Annotated in this window: 16 protein-coding genes; 6 read left to right on the forward strand and 10 right to left on the reverse strand. The window is 59.1% G+C overall.

Annotation, left to right across the window (positions count from 1 at the left end; translation table 11 throughout):
• Positions 1-153 precede the first annotated feature (153 nt).
• Positions 154-1,113 carry a bile acid:sodium symporter family protein gene (locus MHH62_RS06820; protein WP_339232727.1) on the forward strand — a complete coding sequence of 320 codons (960 nt, stop codon included), beginning with the start codon at positions 154-156 and terminating at the stop codon, positions 1,111-1,113.
• A gap of 113 nt (positions 1,114-1,226) precedes the next feature.
• A complete protein-coding gene (sugE, locus tag MHH62_RS06825; protein WP_003190128.1) occupies positions 1,227-1,541 on the forward strand; it encodes a quaternary ammonium compound efflux SMR transporter SugE in 315 nt (104 codons plus the stop codon).
• Between the two features lie 40 nt (positions 1,542-1,581).
• Here the strand turns inward: sugE and MHH62_RS06830 are convergent, their stop codons facing one another.
• The 5 genes from MHH62_RS06830 to MHH62_RS06850 form a co-directional block, all read right to left on the reverse strand.
• Positions 1,582-3,081 carry a M91 family zinc metallopeptidase gene (locus MHH62_RS06830; RefSeq protein ID WP_020301081.1) on the reverse strand — a complete coding sequence of 500 codons (1,500 nt, stop codon included), beginning with the start codon at positions 3,079-3,081 and terminating at the stop codon, positions 1,582-1,584.
• Between the two features lie 200 nt (positions 3,082-3,281).
• Positions 3,282-5,000: a M91 family zinc metallopeptidase gene (locus tag MHH62_RS06835; protein ID WP_032901942.1), complete on the reverse strand. Its 1,719-nt coding sequence runs from the start codon at positions 4,998-5,000 to the stop codon at positions 3,282-3,284.
• A 171-nt stretch (positions 5,001-5,171) separates the two neighbouring features.
• Positions 5,172-7,046, reverse strand: a complete 1,875-nt coding sequence (locus MHH62_RS06840) for an MFS transporter (protein ID WP_014717785.1) — start codon at positions 7,044-7,046, stop codon at positions 5,172-5,174.
• Between the two features lie 59 nt (positions 7,047-7,105).
• Positions 7,106-8,254, reverse strand: a complete 1,149-nt coding sequence (locus MHH62_RS06845; RefSeq protein ID WP_014717784.1) for a TDT family transporter — start codon at positions 8,252-8,254, stop codon at positions 7,106-7,108.
• Between the two features lie 111 nt (positions 8,255-8,365).
• Positions 8,366-9,553: an MFS transporter gene (locus MHH62_RS06850; protein WP_339232729.1), complete on the reverse strand. Its 1,188-nt coding sequence runs from the start codon at positions 9,551-9,553 to the stop codon at positions 8,366-8,368.
• 91 nt (positions 9,554-9,644) lie between these two features.
• Here MHH62_RS06850 and MHH62_RS06855 point away from each other — a divergent pair, with 91 nt between their 5' ends.
• On the forward strand, positions 9,645-10,184 hold the full coding sequence (locus MHH62_RS06855; RefSeq protein WP_014717782.1) for a TetR/AcrR family transcriptional regulator: 540 nt from the start codon (positions 9,645-9,647) through the stop codon (positions 10,182-10,184).
• A 175-nt stretch (positions 10,185-10,359) separates the two neighbouring features.
• On the opposite strand, the gene MHH62_RS06860 is transcribed toward MHH62_RS06855, so the two are convergent.
• The 4 genes from MHH62_RS06860 to MHH62_RS06875 all read right to left on the reverse strand — a co-directional run bounded on the left by MHH62_RS06860 (position 10,360) and on the right by MHH62_RS06875 (position 13,537).
• Entirely contained in the window at positions 10,360-11,139 is a 780-nt protein-coding gene (locus tag MHH62_RS06860) for an ABC transporter permease (RefSeq protein ID WP_005786689.1), read from the reverse strand.
• Positions 11,136-12,068: an ABC transporter ATP-binding protein gene (locus tag MHH62_RS06865; RefSeq protein WP_014717781.1), complete on the reverse strand. Its 933-nt coding sequence runs from the start codon at positions 12,066-12,068 to the stop codon at positions 11,136-11,138. Before MHH62_RS06865 ends, MHH62_RS06860 begins: the two co-directional genes overlap by 4 nt.
• Before the next feature lie 135 nt (positions 12,069-12,203).
• The gene (locus MHH62_RS06870) at positions 12,204-12,821 is read right to left on the reverse strand and encodes a glutathione S-transferase (RefSeq protein WP_003190113.1); all 618 of its coding nucleotides are present in this window, start codon (positions 12,819-12,821) and stop codon (positions 12,204-12,206) included.
• 56 nt (positions 12,822-12,877) lie between these two features.
• Positions 12,878-13,537, reverse strand: a complete 660-nt coding sequence (locus tag MHH62_RS06875) for a transglutaminase family protein (protein ID WP_014717780.1) — start codon at positions 13,535-13,537, stop codon at positions 12,878-12,880.
• 190 nt (positions 13,538-13,727) lie between these two features.
• On the opposite strand from MHH62_RS06875, the gene MHH62_RS06880 reads away from it, so the two are divergent.
• Together MHH62_RS06880 and MHH62_RS06885 are read left to right on the forward strand one after the other, a co-directional pair.
• Positions 13,728-16,175 carry an acyl-CoA dehydrogenase gene (locus MHH62_RS06880; protein ID WP_014717779.1) on the forward strand — a complete coding sequence of 816 codons (2,448 nt, stop codon included), beginning with the start codon at positions 13,728-13,730 and terminating at the stop codon, positions 16,173-16,175.
• Between the two features lie 75 nt (positions 16,176-16,250).
• Positions 16,251-16,658 carry a PA2817 family protein gene (locus MHH62_RS06885; RefSeq protein WP_003190109.1) on the forward strand — a complete coding sequence of 136 codons (408 nt, stop codon included), beginning with the start codon at positions 16,251-16,253 and terminating at the stop codon, positions 16,656-16,658.
• Positions 16,659-16,797: 139 nt separating this feature from the next.
• Here the strand turns inward: MHH62_RS06885 and MHH62_RS06890 are convergent, their stop codons facing one another.
• Positions 16,798-17,730 carry a LysR family transcriptional regulator gene (locus tag MHH62_RS06890; RefSeq protein ID WP_122300755.1) on the reverse strand — a complete coding sequence of 311 codons (933 nt, stop codon included), beginning with the start codon at positions 17,728-17,730 and terminating at the stop codon, positions 16,798-16,800.
• An 89-nt stretch (positions 17,731-17,819) separates the two neighbouring features.
• On the opposite strand from MHH62_RS06890, the gene MHH62_RS06895 reads away from it, so the two are divergent.
• Entirely contained in the window at positions 17,820-18,464 is a 645-nt protein-coding gene (locus tag MHH62_RS06895) for a hypothetical protein (RefSeq protein WP_019817272.1), read from the forward strand.
• Positions 18,465-18,514 lie beyond the last annotated feature (50 nt).

Consider the following 18,514-nt stretch of genomic DNA (forward strand, 5'->3'; position numbering starts at 1 on the left):
AATGCGGGCACGGTCAGTGTGGGAGCTGGCTTGCCTGCGATAAAGGAGTGTCAGCCAGAGGAGTGCCGACTGACACTCCGCTATCGCAGGCAAGCCAGCTCCCACATTTGATTGCATCGACAACTCAGAAATCGAATAAAAAAGGACATCCCCATGCGCGCACTCGCCGCCTTGAGCCGCTTCGTCGGCAACACCTTTGCCTACTGGGTGTTGATCTTTGCCGTTGTCGCCTTTCTCCAACCCAGCTGGTTCATCGGCCTGAAAAGCGCCATCGTCCCACTGCTGGGCCTGGTGATGTTCGGCATGGGGTTGACCTTGAAACTGGAAGACTTCGCCGAAGTCGCTCGCCACCCCTGGCGCGTAGCGTTGGGCGTGGTCGCGCATTTCGTGATCATGCCGGGCGTGGCATGGTTGCTGTGCCAGGCGTTCCATTTGCCGGCGGAAATTGCCGTTGGCGTGATCCTGGTCGGCTGTTGCCCAAGTGGCACGTCGTCCAACGTGATGACCTGGCTGGCCCGGGGTGATCTGGCCTTATCGGTAGCGATTGCCGCCGTCACCACCCTCCTCGCCCCGCTGCTCACACCGGCGTTGATCTGGCTGCTGGCCTCGGCCTGGCTGCCCGTATCGTTCATGGAGCTGTTCTGGTCGATCCTGCAAGTGGTGCTGCTGCCGATCGTGCTCGGCGTGGTCGCGCAACGGGTGCTGGGAGAGCGGGTTCGTCATGCGGTGGAGGTGCTGCCACTGGTGTCGGTGGTCAGTATTGTGATCATCGTCGCGGCCGTGGTGGCCGCAAGCCAGGCGAAGATCGCCGAATCGGGCCTGCTGATCATGGCCGTGGTGATGCTGCATAACAGCTTCGGTTACCTGTTGGGCTACTTCACCGGGCGCCTGTTCAAGTTGCCACTGGCGCAACGCAAGTCGTTGGCGCTGGAAGTCGGTATGCAGAACTCCGGGCTGGGTGCCGCGCTGGCCAGTGCACACTTTTCACCGCTGGCGGCAGTGCCCAGTGCGCTCTTCAGCGTCTGGCACAATATTTCCGGAGCATTGCTGTCGACGTATTTCCGCCGTATGAGCGAAAAGGAAGACCGCCGCACGCTGGAAGCCGCGCCGTAACCTTGATCGCCTCAGCCGTTTTCGGCACTCTACCAAGCTTCGCGAGGACGACCTCGCGACGCTATCAAGCGCTTACCCGGGGACGACCCCACTTTGATAGAAGCGAGGTCATCATGTCCTGGATCATTCTGTTTTTTGCCGGGTTGTTTGAAGTGGGCTGGGCCGTCGGCCTGAAGTACACCGACGGTTTCAGCAAGCCACTGCCCACCGCCCTGACGATTGCCGCCATGGCTGTCAGCCTGGGGTTGCTGGGGCTGGCCATGAAGGAGTTGCCGCTGGGCACCGCCTATGCCATCTGGACCGGCGTGGGCGCCGTGGGCACCGTAATCGCCGGGATTATCCTGTTTGGGGAGTCCATGGCGTTGTTTCGGTTGGCAAGTGTGGCGTTGATTATTTGTGGGTTGATAGGCCTCAAGATCAGCGCCTGAGTCATTGGTCGCTCCCGGCATTGGGAGCGACTTCCTTTAATCAGCGAGCAAAGTACCGCTCACGCAACGAAGTTCCCAGCTCGTCAGCAAGGCCATTCTCAGTGGCCCATGCCGGGTTTGTATTCGTAGGTGGCGTTGAAGGATCGTTGTCGAAGTCGAAAGGTGGCGCATTAGTCGGCTGGCCTACTGCCTGCCGCTCCCTGTTTGACTCAAATTGCGGCCGGTCAGGATCAGCTTGATCAGCCCCTACAAAAGTTTCACCAGCCAATGCGGTGCCATTGACACCGTTATAGGCATGCCCCATCTCGTGAAACAGCGGAATAATGGGCGGCCGCTTATGCTCTTCCACCACAAATGAAGGGTCGAATAGAATCGTTGCGTCATCTGCCGGAGCGCCCGGGATACCGTCATTGATATAACCATGAGCCCAATCATTCGGTGGTTCTTGACGAGGGTCACCCGCGTCGACCCCTTTACGCCCATAGTTATAAAAAGCGCCCTCCCCTTCGGGCTGTTGCACAACCTTGATTCGCTCAGGCGTTTTATCCAATGCACCCAACATTTTCTGTCCCGTTGGAGAACTTTGCAAAAATTCAAGGTCGTCGTTAAAACGCTGCTTGAATTCCTCAGTCCCCTCGACATTAAAGGCCTTACTGCCGACTTCTGTTGGAGACACTATCTTCAACTGCGAACCGAACGTTCGCTTGATACCGTCGCCGTCTTTCGCATAGATAGAATCGACATCCGATACTGAGTTGATCGTGTCAAGCCCTCTACCGCTGTAAAAGATGTTACGCCCCTTCCCACCAATGAGAACATCATCATCCCTGCCACCGTGCATGACGTTATGTCCGGAGCCGCCCTCTAATAGATCATTTCCGCGCCCCCCATCCATGTAACTGCCGCCGCTCCCGCCACGTAGTTTGTCGTTGCCGTTACCCCCATACATGACGCTGTAACCTAGGCCTGCAGTAATGGAGTCATCACCGTCATCACCTTCGGCATAAGCAACCCCTGCGCCCAGCGTCAGCGTATCGTTACCTGCGCCGCCATATACATTGGTCCTGCCCCCGCCGGCTTTGAATCTGTCATTACCATCGCCCAGCTTGACGCTCACCGGCAGCTCAAGATCATCGGCAACAGACACGTCATCGTCTCCGCCATTGGTGTGGATTTCAATCTTTTGACGACTTCTTTCATCCTGATAAAGTGGAATCTCATAGGACTTGCCGTTAATGTCAGCAATCAGCCCTCCATCGTTAGATTTTTTTATATGGACTTTATCGGCTGCATTTCCCGTCGTGATGACCAAATTCTCTTCTTTTGGTGGCCCGAAAAATCCTTTGCCACCTCTAACATTCAGCTCTATCTGTATTCCATCCTCACTGAAAGGCATATTTGGAATGATCTTCACGGGTGCCGACGTCACGCCAGATTTACTTTGAGATTTATCAATACCCGTCAAATAATTTAGCTGGCCCGTAACGGTCCCTTGGGCTGGAGAGTGGTGAAGAGACGGAGAACCAACAGGCATATTCATAGAAAGTCATCCTTAGCATTAATTAGCTGCGATGACTATGTGGCGGGCCTGACGAAACCGTTCCGTCAGCTGAATGACTTTTTACCCTATGCAGTAAGTTTCGAGAATTTTCCGACAGCAACATTCACATTTCTCAGGGCCTTACTTGAAGCATTACAACAGGCCCTGAGCGTGCAGATCATGCGCAATGGTACTGATGACTATTCGAAATACCTAGGCCGTATCGGCAAACCGAATTCCGCCAGCAGCGCATTTTCATTATAGGGCCATGGGTTGTAAGTGGTGGCTGGCAGCCCAGGCCCGTTGAAGTGATAAGGTGAATGGTTGGACGGGAGTCCGACCGCCTGGCGCTCGTTATTGGCCTCGTAGGCAAATCTTGGATTAGAGTGGCCGATATAAGTGTTCCCTGACAGAAAGGTGCCTTCGCCACCATTGATCGCATGAGCCAATTCATGATGAAGCACAACGGCTGGAGGCCGCCCGGTTCCAGGCGTAATGAAATTACGCTGATGAGTCACCAATGGGTTTGTCGCCGGCGTACCCGCAACACCGCCTGATATATAGCCGTCTGCAAGTCCTATACGGCGATTCTCATCATCGCGCGCATTCCCACTGCCGGGATCACTGTAATGATAGAAACTGCCATTGAACCCCTCCCGGATAACGAGAGGTGCGGGAAGCGAATCAATCTTTGCTAGCGTATACTGCCCTACCGGTGAGCTGCGGTAAAACTCCAAGGTGTCTTCAATGTTTTGCTTGAACGCTTCGCTCCCCTCGATTCTGATACGGCCACCGTCATTTGAAATGGGCAGATGACGAACGCTCGCAGGTGAGCGCACACGGCTCAAATCATCAGTTCCGACTTGCCCGTATACGGTGTCGGACTGGCTATTAGTCTCGACAGTATCTTCTCCTCTGCCCGTGTAGATAGTATTGCTGTCACCACCAAAGATGAAATCGTCATCGCGCCCGCCATGCAAAATATTGCGCCCTCTCCCGCCGAATATTGAATCTCTCCCGTTTCCGCCATCCACGTAGCTCACTTTTGTGTCCGAGCCACCGCCCGCACGCAATTCATCACTACCATTGCCACCAAAAATAACCGTATTGCCGGTACCGCCCGTAATAAAGTCATTCCCGTCATTACCCTCTGCGTAGCTGTCACCGCTTCCCAAATTAATGATGTCAGAGCCATCGCTCCCAAACACACTCGTTCGGCCTGACCCGCCATAAAAAGAATCGTTACCCCGCCCGAGATCGACAATCGTGTCCTGGTCGCCGCCATAATCGATATTGACGGCATCCTTCCCATCGCCGGTACTGATGAGAACGCGTTGTTGATTAGCGGAGTTCTCAATGAACGGTATCTGGTATGACTGTCCATTGACGTGCGCAAGAATCCCGCCATCGCTGCTTCTTTCAACACTGACGTTGTCGTCACCCTGACCGGTAGATATTTGCAGAATTTCATTACGCTTGAGACGGGCGTTCGGGTCATTGGCTGAGACCGAGGAGAAATCAATACGAACATTGCCGTCCTGATAGTGAGGGGTGGTGATGGGAGTCGGCGGCTGCCCATCAAAGTTTATGGGACCTTGCTGGCCGCGGGCAGCGGCTCTAACCTGGTCTCGACTGGGAGCATTCCGGTTGTATGGCTCATCCTGCGACGCATCGGATTGCCTTGGCTGCCTCTGAAGCTCGTTATCGCCACCATAGGTCACCGGCCCCACCCGGGCAGAGCTGGTCTCTACCCGGGAAGCATCATGCTCATTGCTGTACATAAAGGGCACACTGGCCGTGTTCGGAGCAGCCTGAGCACCCTGCGCTGCAGGGTCAGCCGCCTGTCGATAGCCTGCGTCGTTTTTTTCATCTTCGCTGGAGCGTGAAGCAGTCGATGGTGCAACAGGCGACGTTTCCATCACTAACCTCCGAACATGCATTTGGGATTACGACGGTTAGGTGGTGCTACGGACCGAAAACGTTCCTGAAACCGAGTGGAAATTTACCGACGCCTGTGCAGAAGATACTCATCAAGCACCAGACCAGCGCACAATCCGGATCGTTGATGAGCCTCCATTACCGACGAAAAACTACCTTAAACTTCCGCGTAATTTTCCAACCAATGCGTGCAAAGCATTCGGTGTCACCGTCTCACTTTCCACCGGCTCACCCGCCACCAACACCACCCGCGACCAGATCCGATGGAAAAAGCCCTTGTTCGGATCGCGGCTGAAGAAACTCCCCCACAACCCCTGCAACGCCATGGGGATCACCGGCACCGGCGTCTCCTCCAGGATGCGTGTCACCCCGCCACGAAACTCATTCATCTCGCCATCGGCTGTCAGCTTGCCTTCCGGGAAGATGCACACCAACTCGCCATCCTTGAGGTACTGAGCAATGCGCGCGAACGCCTGTTCGTAGATCTGAATGTCTTCATGGCGCCCCGCAATCGGAATCGCACCAGCGGTGCGGAAGATAAAATTGAGCACCGGCAAGCGGTAGATCTTGTAGTACATGACAAAGCGAATCGGCCGACGTACTGCACCGCCAATCAACAGCGCATCGACAAACGACACATGGTTACACACCAGCAACGCCGCGCCTTCATCCGGGATGGCTTGCAGGTTGCGATGCTCCACGCGGTACATGGAATGGCTGAGCAGCCAGATCATGAAGCGCATGGTGAACTCGGGGACGATTTTGAAGATGTAAGTGTTAACTGCGATGTTGAGCAGCGACACCACCAGGAACAACTCGGGGATCGACAGCTTGGCCACGCTCAACAGCAGGATGGACACGATGGCCGAGACCACCATGAACAGTGCATTGAGAATGTTGTTGGCCGCGATCACCCGAGCCCGTTCGTTCTCGGCGGTACGCGACTGGATCAGCGCATACAGCGGCACGATGTAAAAGCCGCCGAACACACCCAGGCCGAGGATATCGAACAGCACCCACCAGGCTTGGCCGTAGCTGAGCACCGCGAGCCAATCGTTGGCTTGCACGTTCTGCGGGAAGCCGCCGGAGTGCCACCACAGCAGCAGGCCGAACACGGTCAGGCCAAACGAACCAAACGGCACCAGGCCGATTTCCACCTTACGCCCGGAGAGTTTTTCGCACAGCATCGAGCCCAGGGCGATGCCCACCGAGAACACCGTGAGGATCAAGGTCACCACGGTTTCGTCGCCGTACAGCCATTCCTTGGCATAGGCCGGGATTTGCGTGAGGTAGATCGCGCCGACAAACCAGAACCATGAGTTGCCGACAATCGAGCGCGACACCGCCGGCGTCTGCCCCAGGCCCATGCGCAACGTCGCCCACGACTGAGTGAAGATATTCCAGTCCAGGCGCAGCTGCGGTGTCGACGCCGCTGCGCGCGGGATGCTGCGGCTGGCCAGGTAGCCCAGCACCGCCACGGCCACAATCGCCACCGCCACCACCGGCGCGTAATGGGTGGAAGACATCATGATCCCGGCACCGATGGTGCCCGCCAAAATTGCCAGGAACGTGCCCATCTCCACCAGGCCGTTGCCGCCCACCAACTCATCGTCGTGCAAGGCCTGGGGCATGATCGAGTACTTCACCGGGCCGAACAGCGCCGAGTGAGTGCCCATGGCAAACAGCGCCAGCAGCATCAGTTCAAGATGATTGGTCAGAAAACCCGTCGCGCCCACCGCCATGATCACGATCTCGCCGATCTTGATCGCGCGGATCAACGCGTCCTTGTTGAATTTCTCGCCAAACTGCCCGGCCAACGCCGAGAACAGGAAGAACGGCAGGATAAACAACAAAGCACACAGGTTGACCCAGATGGAGCGGTCACCCTCGATGGTGAGCTTGTAAAGGATGGCCAGAATCAGCGACTGCTTGAAGATGTTGTCGTTGAACGCGCCCAGCAACTGGGTAATGAAAAACGGCAAGAAGCGCCGCGTGCGCAGCAAGGTAAATTGGGAAGGATGGCTCATCGTCGTCCGTGTTCCTGCGTGGCCTTTATTTATCAGGCCACGACTTTACCTAATCCTGCTTACTTATTCGCTAGCCCGGCAATACAAGGCGAAACAAAAAGCTCGCCTTTATAAGCGCCCTGCACGGTGCGCTTGGCCACGATCAGCCACATCAGCGCCAGCGCAACCACCAGCACACTGCCAAACACGCTGAAAAACGCCAGCTGTAACAGGCTCGCCAATTTAAGCGTGGCCAAGGCGTAAACCCCCAATGGGAAGGTAAAACCCCACCAGCCCAGGTTGAACGGGATACCGGCGCGCAGGTAACGCAGGGTGATCAACACCGCAATCAACATCCACCACAAACCGAAGCCCCACAGGGTAATGCCCGCAATCAGGCCCAGGCCGTGGGCCATTTCACCGACACTGGCCAGGCCATTGGCGGCGAAGATCCCAGGGGCATCCGTACCGAGCAGCAACATGCCCAAGGCACCGGTACCGATCGGGCCCAGGGCCAACCAGCTCGACGCTGCCATATTGGCGTGAGGCAACTTATGCAAGGCCATGCGCAGCATCAGGATGGTCAGAATGCTGAACGCTACCGGCAGGGAAAACGCCCACAGCACGTAGCTGGTCACCAACATCACCAGTTGCGAATGGGCACCGGCCAAGTGCGGCGCGAGCAAGCCACCGCTGGCCGCTGCCACTTCGGCCGCCACCACGGGCAACAGCCAGACGGCGGTCATCTGGTCGATGCTGTGCTCCTGGCGGGTGAACATCATGAACGGGATCAGCACGCCGCAGGCCAGGGACATGGCCACGTCCAGCCACCACAAGGCTTCGGCCAACGGGATCACATCACCGCCCCAGCGCGGCAGGCCGAACAGCAGCAAGCCGTTGAGAATAGTCGCCAGCCCCATGGGGATGGTGCCGAAAAACATCGAGACCGTTGAGTGCCCGAAGATGCGCCGCGCCTCGTGGAAAAACATCACCCAGCGGGCGGCATACAGCACGCTGAACAGCACAAACAGGCCAATGGTGAACAGCCACAGGCCCTCGGCGACGGCATGCAGGCCTGGCAGGCTGACTGGCAGCTGGGCCAAGGCCAGCGCCAGCACACCGGTGCCCATGGTCGCGGCAAACCAGTTCGGGGTGAACTGGCGAATCACTTCCCGGGGACGGGCCAAGTGACTGAAGGGTTTGTAGCGGTGAGTGGTCGAGCAGCTCATGGGTTAATCCTCTTCCTCATTTGAGGTTGGGGCCATGATAGAACCTGATCGAATATCTATATAACGGGTAATATCTCTAACTGTTATCTATTTCACCTATATTAATCGTAATCATGCGCTGGCCCTTGCCTGCGCCGTGTCCCGCCACAACAACCCAACAAGCGCGCCGAGAGACAGCAAGATAAGCACCGCACCGTAGCCGTCCGTGGTCGCGATCAGGCCAAAGACGCGGCTCAGGTTACCCGCCAACAGCGCCGGCACGCAGAACGCCAGGTAGCTCAATACATAGAACGCCGACATCAGGCCCGCCCGCTCATGGGGCAACGCCAGGCCCACGATACTGCGCACACTGCCCATGAAACCGCCGCCGAAGCCCAGGCCTGCGATCACACTGGCGACAAAGAACAGCCACAGGCTGGCGGTGTTTACGGCAACCAGCAGCAACCCCACGCCCACGGCCAGCAGTGCAGCCGACAAGCGCATCACCCTGTCAGCCGCGTGATTGCGCAGGCTGTAGATCATCACCGCGCCGCTCAAGGTCACCACCGCCACCAGCCCGCCGCCGATCAAGTGCGAGGTCGACCCGGTGGCGACGCGCACCAACGACGGCGCCAACGAGGAAAAGAACCCACCCAGCGCCCACACGGCCACATTCAATGGCATCGCCAGCCACAAGGCGCGGCGCGCCTGCGGCGGCACATGCAGGGTTGGCGCCAGGGACTGCAAGGCGCCGGGTATACGACTGACCGTTTCAGGCAGGCGCCATACATAGAGAGCCTGCAACACTATCAAGCCCAGCAGGGTGTAATAGATCAATTGGGTTGGCCATGGCGCGTACTCCACCAGTAACCCGCTGCCCAGGCCACCACTGGCCATGCCGAGCATCGGTGCAAGGCTGTTGAGCATCGGGCCGCGGACGCGGTCGGTATCGAGCAGCGTCGCACTCAATACCGCTGTGGCAGTGCCAGTCGCGAAGCCCTGTAACGCGCGGGCGGCCAGCAGGCAGGCGGTGCTCTCAGCGTGGATAAACAGCAGCATCGCCACACTATTGAGCAGCAGCGCGGCGAAGATCACCGGCTTGCGCCCCAGGTAATCCGAGAGCGACCCCACCGTCAGCAGGGCCGCCAGCAGGCTCACGGCATAGACACCAAAGATGGCCGTGAGCATGGCCGCCGAAAAATGCAGGTGGTCTTGGTACACCTGGTACAAGGGCGTCGGCGCGCTGGAGGCGGCGAGAAAGGTCAGCACCATGATCACTAGAAACGCCAGGCTGGACCGCTGAGAGATGACACTGGACATGGGCACGCTCCGCTAAAGCTAATATTTTGCTTTTGTGCAGTGTGCTATTCGCTGGCGCTTAAAGCAAATTCTTTGTGTTAAGGTCTTGCCCATGGCGATCAAAGAAGGCCTCCGCCCGGGGGGCCGCAGTGCCCGGGTACAAGAATCCGTCCACAGAGCGGTGCGCGAATTGCTGGAAGCCCATGAGCGTTCCAGTGTCACCGTGCCGATGATTGCGGCATGTGCAGGCGTCACGCCGTCGACCATTTACCGGCGCTGGGGCGATCTGTCAGTACTGCTCGCCGACGTCGCCCTGGCCCGAATGCGCCCCGATACCGAACCGGCCAACACCGGCAGCCTGCGTGGCGACCTGCAAGCCTGGGCCGAGCAATACCTGGATGAGATGAGTTCGGACGTAGGCCGCAACATGATGCGCGACGTGCAAAGCAGCCCGACGCCAGGGTATTGCGTGAGCATCCTGAGTGGGCAGTTGCAGGTGATTGTTGACCGCTACCCGCAGGAACAGCCACCGAGCGTTGACCATCTGATCAACCTGCTCGCCGCACCTACGGTGTTTCGTATTCTGTTTTCGGCAGAGCCTTTGGCGGTAGAAGAACTGCATGCCCTGATCGAGCTGGCACTGAAAAACTGAAGCGCGTGCGCCGACACAAAATGTGGGAGCTGGCTTGCCTGCGATGCAGACACCTCGGTACACCCGTCAAGCGAAGTCGATACCATCGCAGGCAAGCCAGCTCCCACATTTGTTCGGTGTGCATCCAATAAAAAACGGCCTCTGATGAGGCCGTTTTGTTATTTCCAATCCCACATCATGTACGCATCCCACGCCCACTCACCAGCAACCGCGCACAACCGATATACAGCACCACGGTCGCAACGATCATAAAGGTGATCGCCACACTGATCTTGATATCCGACACGCCCAGAATGCCGTAGCGGAAGGCGTTGACCATGTGCAGCACCGGGTTGGCCAGGGATACCGTCTGCCAGAACGGCGGCAGCAAGGTGATGGAGTAAAACACCCCGCCCAGGTAGGTCAGCGGCGTCAGCACGAAGGTCGGGATAATGGAAATATCATCGAAGTTGCGTGCGAACACGGCGTTGATAAAGCCCAGCAGCGAGAAGATCGTCGCCGTCAGCACGACCACCAGAATGGTGACCCCCAGGTGATGCACCTGCAGGTGGGTAAAGAACAGCGACAGCAGCGTCACGATCACCCCCACCATCAGGCCACGCAACACGCCGCCCAGGGTGTAGCCGATGAGGATGGTGTGCGGTGACACCGGCGAGACCATCAGCTCTTCGATGGAGCGCTGGAACTTGCTGCCAAAGAAACTCGACACCACGTTGCCGTAGGAGTTGGTGATCACCGACATCATGATCAGGCCCGGCACGATGTACTCCATGTAGGTGAAACCACCCATGTCGCCGATTTGCCGGCCGATCAGGTTACCGAAGATCACAAAGTACAGGACCATGGTGATCGCCGGCGGCAGCAGGGTCTGCGGCCAGATCCGGGTAAAGCGCTTCACTTCGCGATAGACAATGGTTTGCAGCGCGACAAGGTTGGGTTGCAGTTCGGAACTCATACCGCCACCTTCGCCAGATTTTTCTCCACCAGGGACACGAACAACTCCTCAAGGCGATTGGTTTTGTTACGCAGGCTCAACACTTCGATGTTCTGAGTCGCCAGCTGGGTGAACAGCGCGGTGATGCCCATGGCCTTATCCACCTGCACCTCCAGGGTGTGGCTGTCCACCAGCCGGCTTGGGTAGCCGAGCAACTGCGGCGCCACCGAGAGATTGTTTTTCAAGTCGAGCAGGAAGGTTTCCACATGCAACTGGCCCAGCAGGTTGCGCATGCTGGTGTTCTCGACAATGGTGCCGTGGTCGATGATGCCGATGTTGCGGCACAACTGCTCAGCCTCCTCCAGGTAGTGGGTGGTGAGGATGATGGTGATGCCCTTCTCGTTCAGTTCGGTGAGGAAGGTCCACATCGAGCGGCGCAGTTCGATGTCCACGCCGGCGGTAGGTTCGTCGAGGATCAACAGGCGCGGCTCATGCACCAGGGCACGGGCGATCATCAGGCGTCGCTTCATGCCACCGGACAGCGAGCGCGAAGGCACGTCACGCTTGTCCCACAGGCCCAGTTGGGTGAGGTACTGCTCGGCGCGTTCCTTGGCGACTTTCGCCGGAATGCCGTAGTAGCCAGCCTGGGTCACGACAATGTCGAAGGTCTTTTCGAACTGGTTGAAATTGAATTCCTGGGGCACCACGCCAATGGAGCGCTTGAGCGCCGCCGGGGATTTGTCCAGGTCATGCCCGAAGATATTCACCGTGCCGCTGGTCTTGTTGACCAGGGTGGAGAGAATACCGATGGTGGTGGATTTGCCGGCACCGTTGGGGCCCAGCAAGGCGAAGAAGTCACCTTCGGCAACGTCCAGATCGATACCACTCAGGGCCTGGAAACCGTTGCCGTAGGTTTTGGTTAGCTGCCGGATGGACAGAGCGGAACTCATATCGGAATACGCACCAAAGAAGGGAATAGAAAGAATAGATGAGGGCACACCGCAGGTAGTTCAACCGGCGATGCAATGCGAGCATGGTGCTTGCCCATGCCGCACAAGTACAGTCACCCGTATTAATAGTGTTTATTAAGTCAACGCGGTCATCACCGCCTTGCGGTAGGCCGGGCGCTGTTGCAAGCGCTGGTACCAGGCCTCCAGATTCGGCATTGCCGGGCGTTCGATGGGCATCTCGAACCAGGCGTAGATGAAGCAGCCCAAGGGAATATCGCCCATGCCGAACGCCTGGCCGGACAGGTAGGGTTGCTCGGCGAGGGCTTGTTCGACGGTTTTGAGCGCGTCGATACAGGCTTGGCGCCCGGCATTGATGCTGTCCCAGTTTTGCTGGTCAGCCGGGGTGCGCACGATGCCCCAGAACACCGCCTTGAACGGGTCGGCGAGCGTGGAAGTGGTCCAGTCCATCCACTTTTCGGCGTTGGCCCGGGCTTGCAAGTCGCTGGGGTAAAAGTCCGATGCCTGCTTGGCGCACAGGTAACGCACGATGGTGTTGGACTCCCACAGCACAAAGTCGCCATCTTCGATCACCGGCACCCGGCCATTGGGGTTCATGGCCCGGTATTGGGGGGTATCGACCACACCAAAAGCCCCGCCCGCATCAATTGCTTCATAGTCCAGGCCGAGTTCCTCGGCGCACCACAGTGCTTTCCTGACGTTTGATGAATTTTTACGACCCCAGATCTTCAGCATGACCGCGCCTTATTGTGGATGAACTTGGCTGGATGAAGGCAGCAGCATACGCCGGTTCAGCCGCGGCTTAAATCGCTCTGCATATCGCCGAGCAGGGTGGGCGCATCGTCGGCAAACAGGTGCGGGTAGCACTGACGGATATGCCCGAAGAAAAATGCTTCAGGCACGTCAGCAAATTGCCCGTGGTCCACCACGTACTCCATCGAACGCTGACCCTGGCGATTGAACGCGTGGAACACGCTGTCGTGCAGGCCATCGAATTCCAGCGGCGGCACGTCGAACACCTCGCACAGTTGCTGGTTGAACGCCGGAGTGGCCTTGACCCAGCGGCCGTTCAGGTAAAGCTCGGTATAACCGTGCATGGCGAACACGTCACTCTTGAGCAGCGCGAGCAGCCGCGGTGTGGACAAGTGGTTGCGCACGTCCGCCAGGCCAATGCGTGCGGGAATGCCGCAGTGGCGCGCGCAAGCGGCGAGCAACGTAGCTTTGGGCACACAGTAGCTTTCGCCGGCCGCCAGGGCGAAGCTGGCACTCAAGGTGTTGGGGTCACGGCTGAAGGTATAGGGGTTGTAGCGAATGGCCTCACGCACCCCGTAGTAAAGACTGACTGCCTGGTCACTTAAATCCGGGCGGGTTCCGCGATGTTTCTCGGCGAACTCCACCACCACAGGGTGGTCACTATCGATGAAGCGGCTGGGACTCAAGTACGTATTCATGAGCTTGATCTCCGAGGGGAGCCTGGAGTTTAACCACCAGGCCTGCCAGAGAGATAACGACGATTCGGCCAAATGCCGGCGCCGGCTGATGGGTTGCCCAGTACACCTTGTTACACCCTGATCACCCGGCTTGTTCGGATGCCGACTAAGCTCCCTGGTGGTTTCGCCCCTGGTTCACGGAGGATTGAATATGCTGTTGTTGTGGATACTGGTGCTGGTGGTCGGCATTGCCTACCTGGCACACCGCCGTACTGCCCCCCTGCCCGCCCTGGGCGTGGTCGCCGTCTACCTGCTGGCGATGGGCGCCTGGAGCCACGCACCGGGTTGGCTGCTGCTGATCTTCTGGGTGCTCCTGGCCGTGGTGGCCGCGCCTTTGTTGCTGCCCGACCTGCGCCGCCAATACTTCACCAAGCCGCTGTTCAGCTGGTTCCAGAAAGTGCTGCCGCCGATGTCCGAGACCGAGCGCGATGCGATCGATGCCGGTACCGTATGGTGGGATGGCGAACTGTTCAGTGGCCGCCCCGACTGGGACAAATTGCTGGCCTACCCCAAGGCGCAATTGACCGAGGAAGAGCAGGCGTTCATCGACGGCCCCACCGAAGAACTCTGCGCCATGGTCAGCGACTGGGAAATCGGCCAGGCCATGGACCTGCCGCCGCAAGCCTGGGAACACATCAAGACCCATGGTTTCTTCGCCCTGATCATTCCCAAGGAGTACGGTGGCAAGGGCTTCTCCGCCTATGCCCACTCCCAGGTCGCCATGAAGCTCGCGACCCGCAGCGGTGACCTGGCCTCCACCGTGATGGTCCCCAACTCCCTCGGCCCCGCCGAACTGCTGCTGCACTACGGCACCGACGAACAACGTAACCACTACCTGCCGCGCCTGGCCCGCGGCGACGACATTCCGTGCTTCGCCCTCACCGGCCCGCTGGCCGGCTCCGATGCGGGCGCCATGCCCGACACCGGGGTGATCTGCAAAGGGGAATGGGAAGGCAAGGAAACCCTCGGCCTGCGCCTGAACTGGGAAAAGCGCTACATCACCCTCGGCCCGGTCGCGACCTTGCTCGGTCTGGCCTTCAAGGCTTATGACCCAGACCACCTGCTGGGTGAGGAAGAGGACCTGGGCATCAGCCTCGCGTTGATTCCTACCGACACCCCTGGCGTGGAAATCGGCCGTCGTCACCTGCCGCTTGGCGCCGCCTTCATGAACGGCCCCAACTCCGGCAAGGATGTGTTTATCCCTCTGGAATACCTGATCGGTGGCCAGGAGATGCTCGGCAAGGGCTGGATGATGTTGATGAACTGCCTGTCGGTCGGCCGTTCGATCTCGCTGCCCGCCGTCGGCACTGGCGCTGCCAAGTTCACCAGCCTGGTGACCGGCCAATACGCCCAGGTGCGCGAACAGTTCAACGTACCGCTGTCGGCCTTCGAAGGGATCCAGGAAGCCCTGGCACGCATCGGTGGCAACGCCTGGCTGATGGACAGTGCGCGCATGCTCACCGCCAACGCCGTGGACCTGGGCGAGAAGCCGTCGGTGTTGTCGGCGATCCTCAAGTACCACCTGACCGAGCGTGGCCGTGAGTGCATCAGCCACGCCATGGACGTGCACGGCGGCAAGGGCATCATCATGGGCCCCAACAACTACCTGGGCCGCAACTGGCAGGGCGCACCGATCTTCATCACCGTGGAAGGCGCCAATATCCTCTCGCGTAACCTGATGATCTTCGGCCAGGGCGCCATTCGCTGCCACCCCTTCGTGCTCAAGGAAATGGCCCTGGCCGGCCGCGAAGACCATGACCAGGCGTTGAAGGAATTCGACGGCCTGCTGATGCAACACATCGGCTTTGCCGTCAGCAACGCCGCCAGCACCCTGGTGCTGAACCTGGGCTTCGGGCACTTCGAAAAAGCCCCGGGCAACCGGTTGAGCCAGGGCTACTTCCGTGCCCTGAACCGCCAGGCGGCTGCGTTTGCCCTGCTGGCCGACCTGAGCATGATGTTGCTGGGTGGCGAACTCAAGCGCCGCGAACGCCTGTCCGCCCGCCTGGGTGATGTGCTGAGCCACATGTACCTGGCCTCGGCGGCGCTCAAGCGTTATCACGACCTGGACTCGCCGGACCATCTGGAGCCGCTATTTGCGTGGGCCATGGAAGAAAGCCTGGGCGAATCGGAACGCGCACTGGATGAGCTGCTGAGCAACTTCCCGAACAAGGTGCTGGGCTGCCTGCTGCGGGTGATCGTGTTCCCATTCGGGCGTCGTCATACCGGCCCGTCCGATGCGCTGGATGCCGAAGTGGCAGCCGTGATCGGCCGCGCCAAGGGCGACCCGACCCTGGAAGAATTGCTGGCCGGCTGTTATCGCCCGCAATCAGCAGAAGATCCCGTGGGCGCCCTGCAACATGCCTACGACCTGCTCGGTGCCAGCCACCCCTTGCAGAAAAAACTCCACAGCGCGCTCAAAAGCGGCCAGGTCAAGCCGGCTGCCGGCGAGCATGCCATCGACGCGGCCCTGCAGGCCGGCGTGCTGCAACCGGCCGAGGCGCAAACCCTGCGCGATGCCGAGGCGGCGCGACGCAAGGTGATCGACGTGGATGATTTCAGCAAGGAAGAGCTGATGCAGGCAGAAGGTAAAGTCCGCTGAGTCGAGCGGTCATATAAAAACGGGCGCGAGAGGCTTATACTCTCGCGCCCGTTTTTGCTTTAGAGGCCTTATCTCGTGTCCAACGTCGTTGCCGATCATCTCGTCTTGCTCGACCACTTGCGCAGCATCCTGGTTGCCGTCGGCGAAGCCGAACAGGTACCCGAGGAAAGCCACTCGCTGTTCCTGGAGCGTTTCGACGAACTGCGCGCCCTGTTGCCAATCGACCCGATCGAAAGCCAGTACCTGGGCCAGGACCTGATGAGCCAGGTCATCCTGCGCTACCCGCAAATCGCCCACCTGGTGCCCCGCGACCTGCTGTGGTTCTTTGGCGGCGACTGCCTGCACTTCATGCCCGACGAAGAACTGGACCTGTACCAGGCCCTGGAAGAACGTCGCTATGAAGCCGAACAGAACGACGAACCGTTCGACTGGAACCAGGAAAAACAGCTGCTGGCGATGCCTCAGGACCAGAGCAAACACTGACGACTATGCTCGTTCCTACGCTCTGCGTGGGAACCTATCCTGTGACGCTCTGCGTCACCCGTGCACAGGCATAAAGGCAGGACGCGGAGCGTCCAAGGTGGCATTCCCACGCAGAGCGTGGGAACGAGCAACCGCGCTCCTACCGCCGCCGCAGCGTGGGCTCCTTGGCCATGCACTCCACCAGATAATCGATAAACACCCGCAACTTCGGCGGCAGGTACCGTGTGGGCGAATGCAGCAGCCACGCCTCGCCATGGTACGAGGCAATAAAATCCCACCCCGGCAACACCTGCACCAACTCCCCCGCTTCCAATGCACGCCGCGCGGTGAAATACGGCAAGCTGGCAATCCCGACATGCTGCAACGCCGCCTCCAGCCGCACCCCGGTGTGGTTCGCCGCATACCGGCCGCGTACGCCGACCGTTACCGCCTTGCCAGCCTGGCGAAACTTCCAGCGTGAATCTCCCGGTGTTTCACCCAGATAAATGCAACTGTGCCCAAGCAGATCATGGGGATGGCTCGGTGTACCGTGCTCGGCCAGATATTGCGGCGTCGCGCACAACAAATGTTCGATGGGCAACAGCTGGCGCCCGACCAAGCCTGGCGGTGGGCTGTCGGTGATGCGGATGCTCAAGTCGACGTTGTCGTCGATCAAATCCACATGCCTATCTTCCAGGATCAATTGCACATCCACCTTGGGATAGCGCCGCAAAAATTCCGGCATATGCGGGTGCACCACAAATCGCCCCACCGCCTTGGGCACACTGACCCGCACCAGCCCCTCGGCTTCATGGGTAAATTGCCCACTGATTTCCATCACCGAGCGCGCCGCATTGACCATCTCCTGGCAACGCTTGAACACCTCCTCGCCGCCCTCGCTCAGGCGCAGCTTGCGCGTGGTGCGTTGCAGCAGGCGCGTGGCCAGGGCTTGTTCCAGGCGCGAGATGCTGCGGCTCACCGCCGAAGGTGAAACGCTGAGTTGCCGCGCCGCTTCGGAGAAGCTGCCGGTTTCCACGACCTTGACGAAAATCGCCATTTCACCCAATAACGGTAAAGGAAGATTGATGCTCATGACGCACAGGTCCATTGATAATTGAGCGGATTATCACCCATCTGCGCACTATTTATACTGCCCACAGAACCCTGATGCGGATGTAGATGATGACCGAGCGCCTGTTTTTTACCCACGACCACCTGACGGCCGAGCTGGAAGTGCTCAGTTGCACCCCGCACGAAGAGCAATTCGCCGTGATTGTGCAGTCGACCATTTTCCACCCCCAAGGCGGCGGCCAGCCGTTCGACACCGGCTGGCTCGGCGATAGCCAGGTACTGCGGGTCGTGCAGGAAGCCGAACAGGTGGTGCACTACGTCGACCAGCCCCTGGAACCAGGACCCGCCATTGCACGAGTCGACGCACAGCGGCGCGCCTTGCACACCCGCCTGCATTCGGCGGGGCACTTAATTGGCAATGCCGGCGAACGCCTGGGCTGGATGCCGATCAAGGCTCACCACTGGCCCGGCGAAGGCAAGATCACCTTTATCCGTGGCCAGACCGCGCAAGACATGGATGCGCAGACGCTCCAGCAGTGGGTCAACACATGGATCGCCGCCGACTATCCCCGCTATATGACGCTGGAAGATGGCACCCGCGAAGTCGGCTTCGGCGAATTACCGGCTTACGCCTGTGGTGGCACTCATGTCCAAGCGCTGAGCGAACTGGGCCAGGTAACGATCCTGGCGTTGTCGGAGAAAAAAGGCGCGCTCTCGGTGCGCTATGAAATCAATGCGGGAGGAGGCTTGCCTTAATGCCATTCAGTTAAGCTCAGTTCCCCTGTGGGAGCTGGCTTGCCTGCGAA

The sequence above is a fragment of the Pseudomonas sp. FSL L8-0168 genome, assembly GCF_037976155.1.
Lineage (GTDB): Bacteria > Pseudomonadota > Gammaproteobacteria > Pseudomonadales > Pseudomonadaceae > Aquipseudomonas > Aquipseudomonas paracarnis.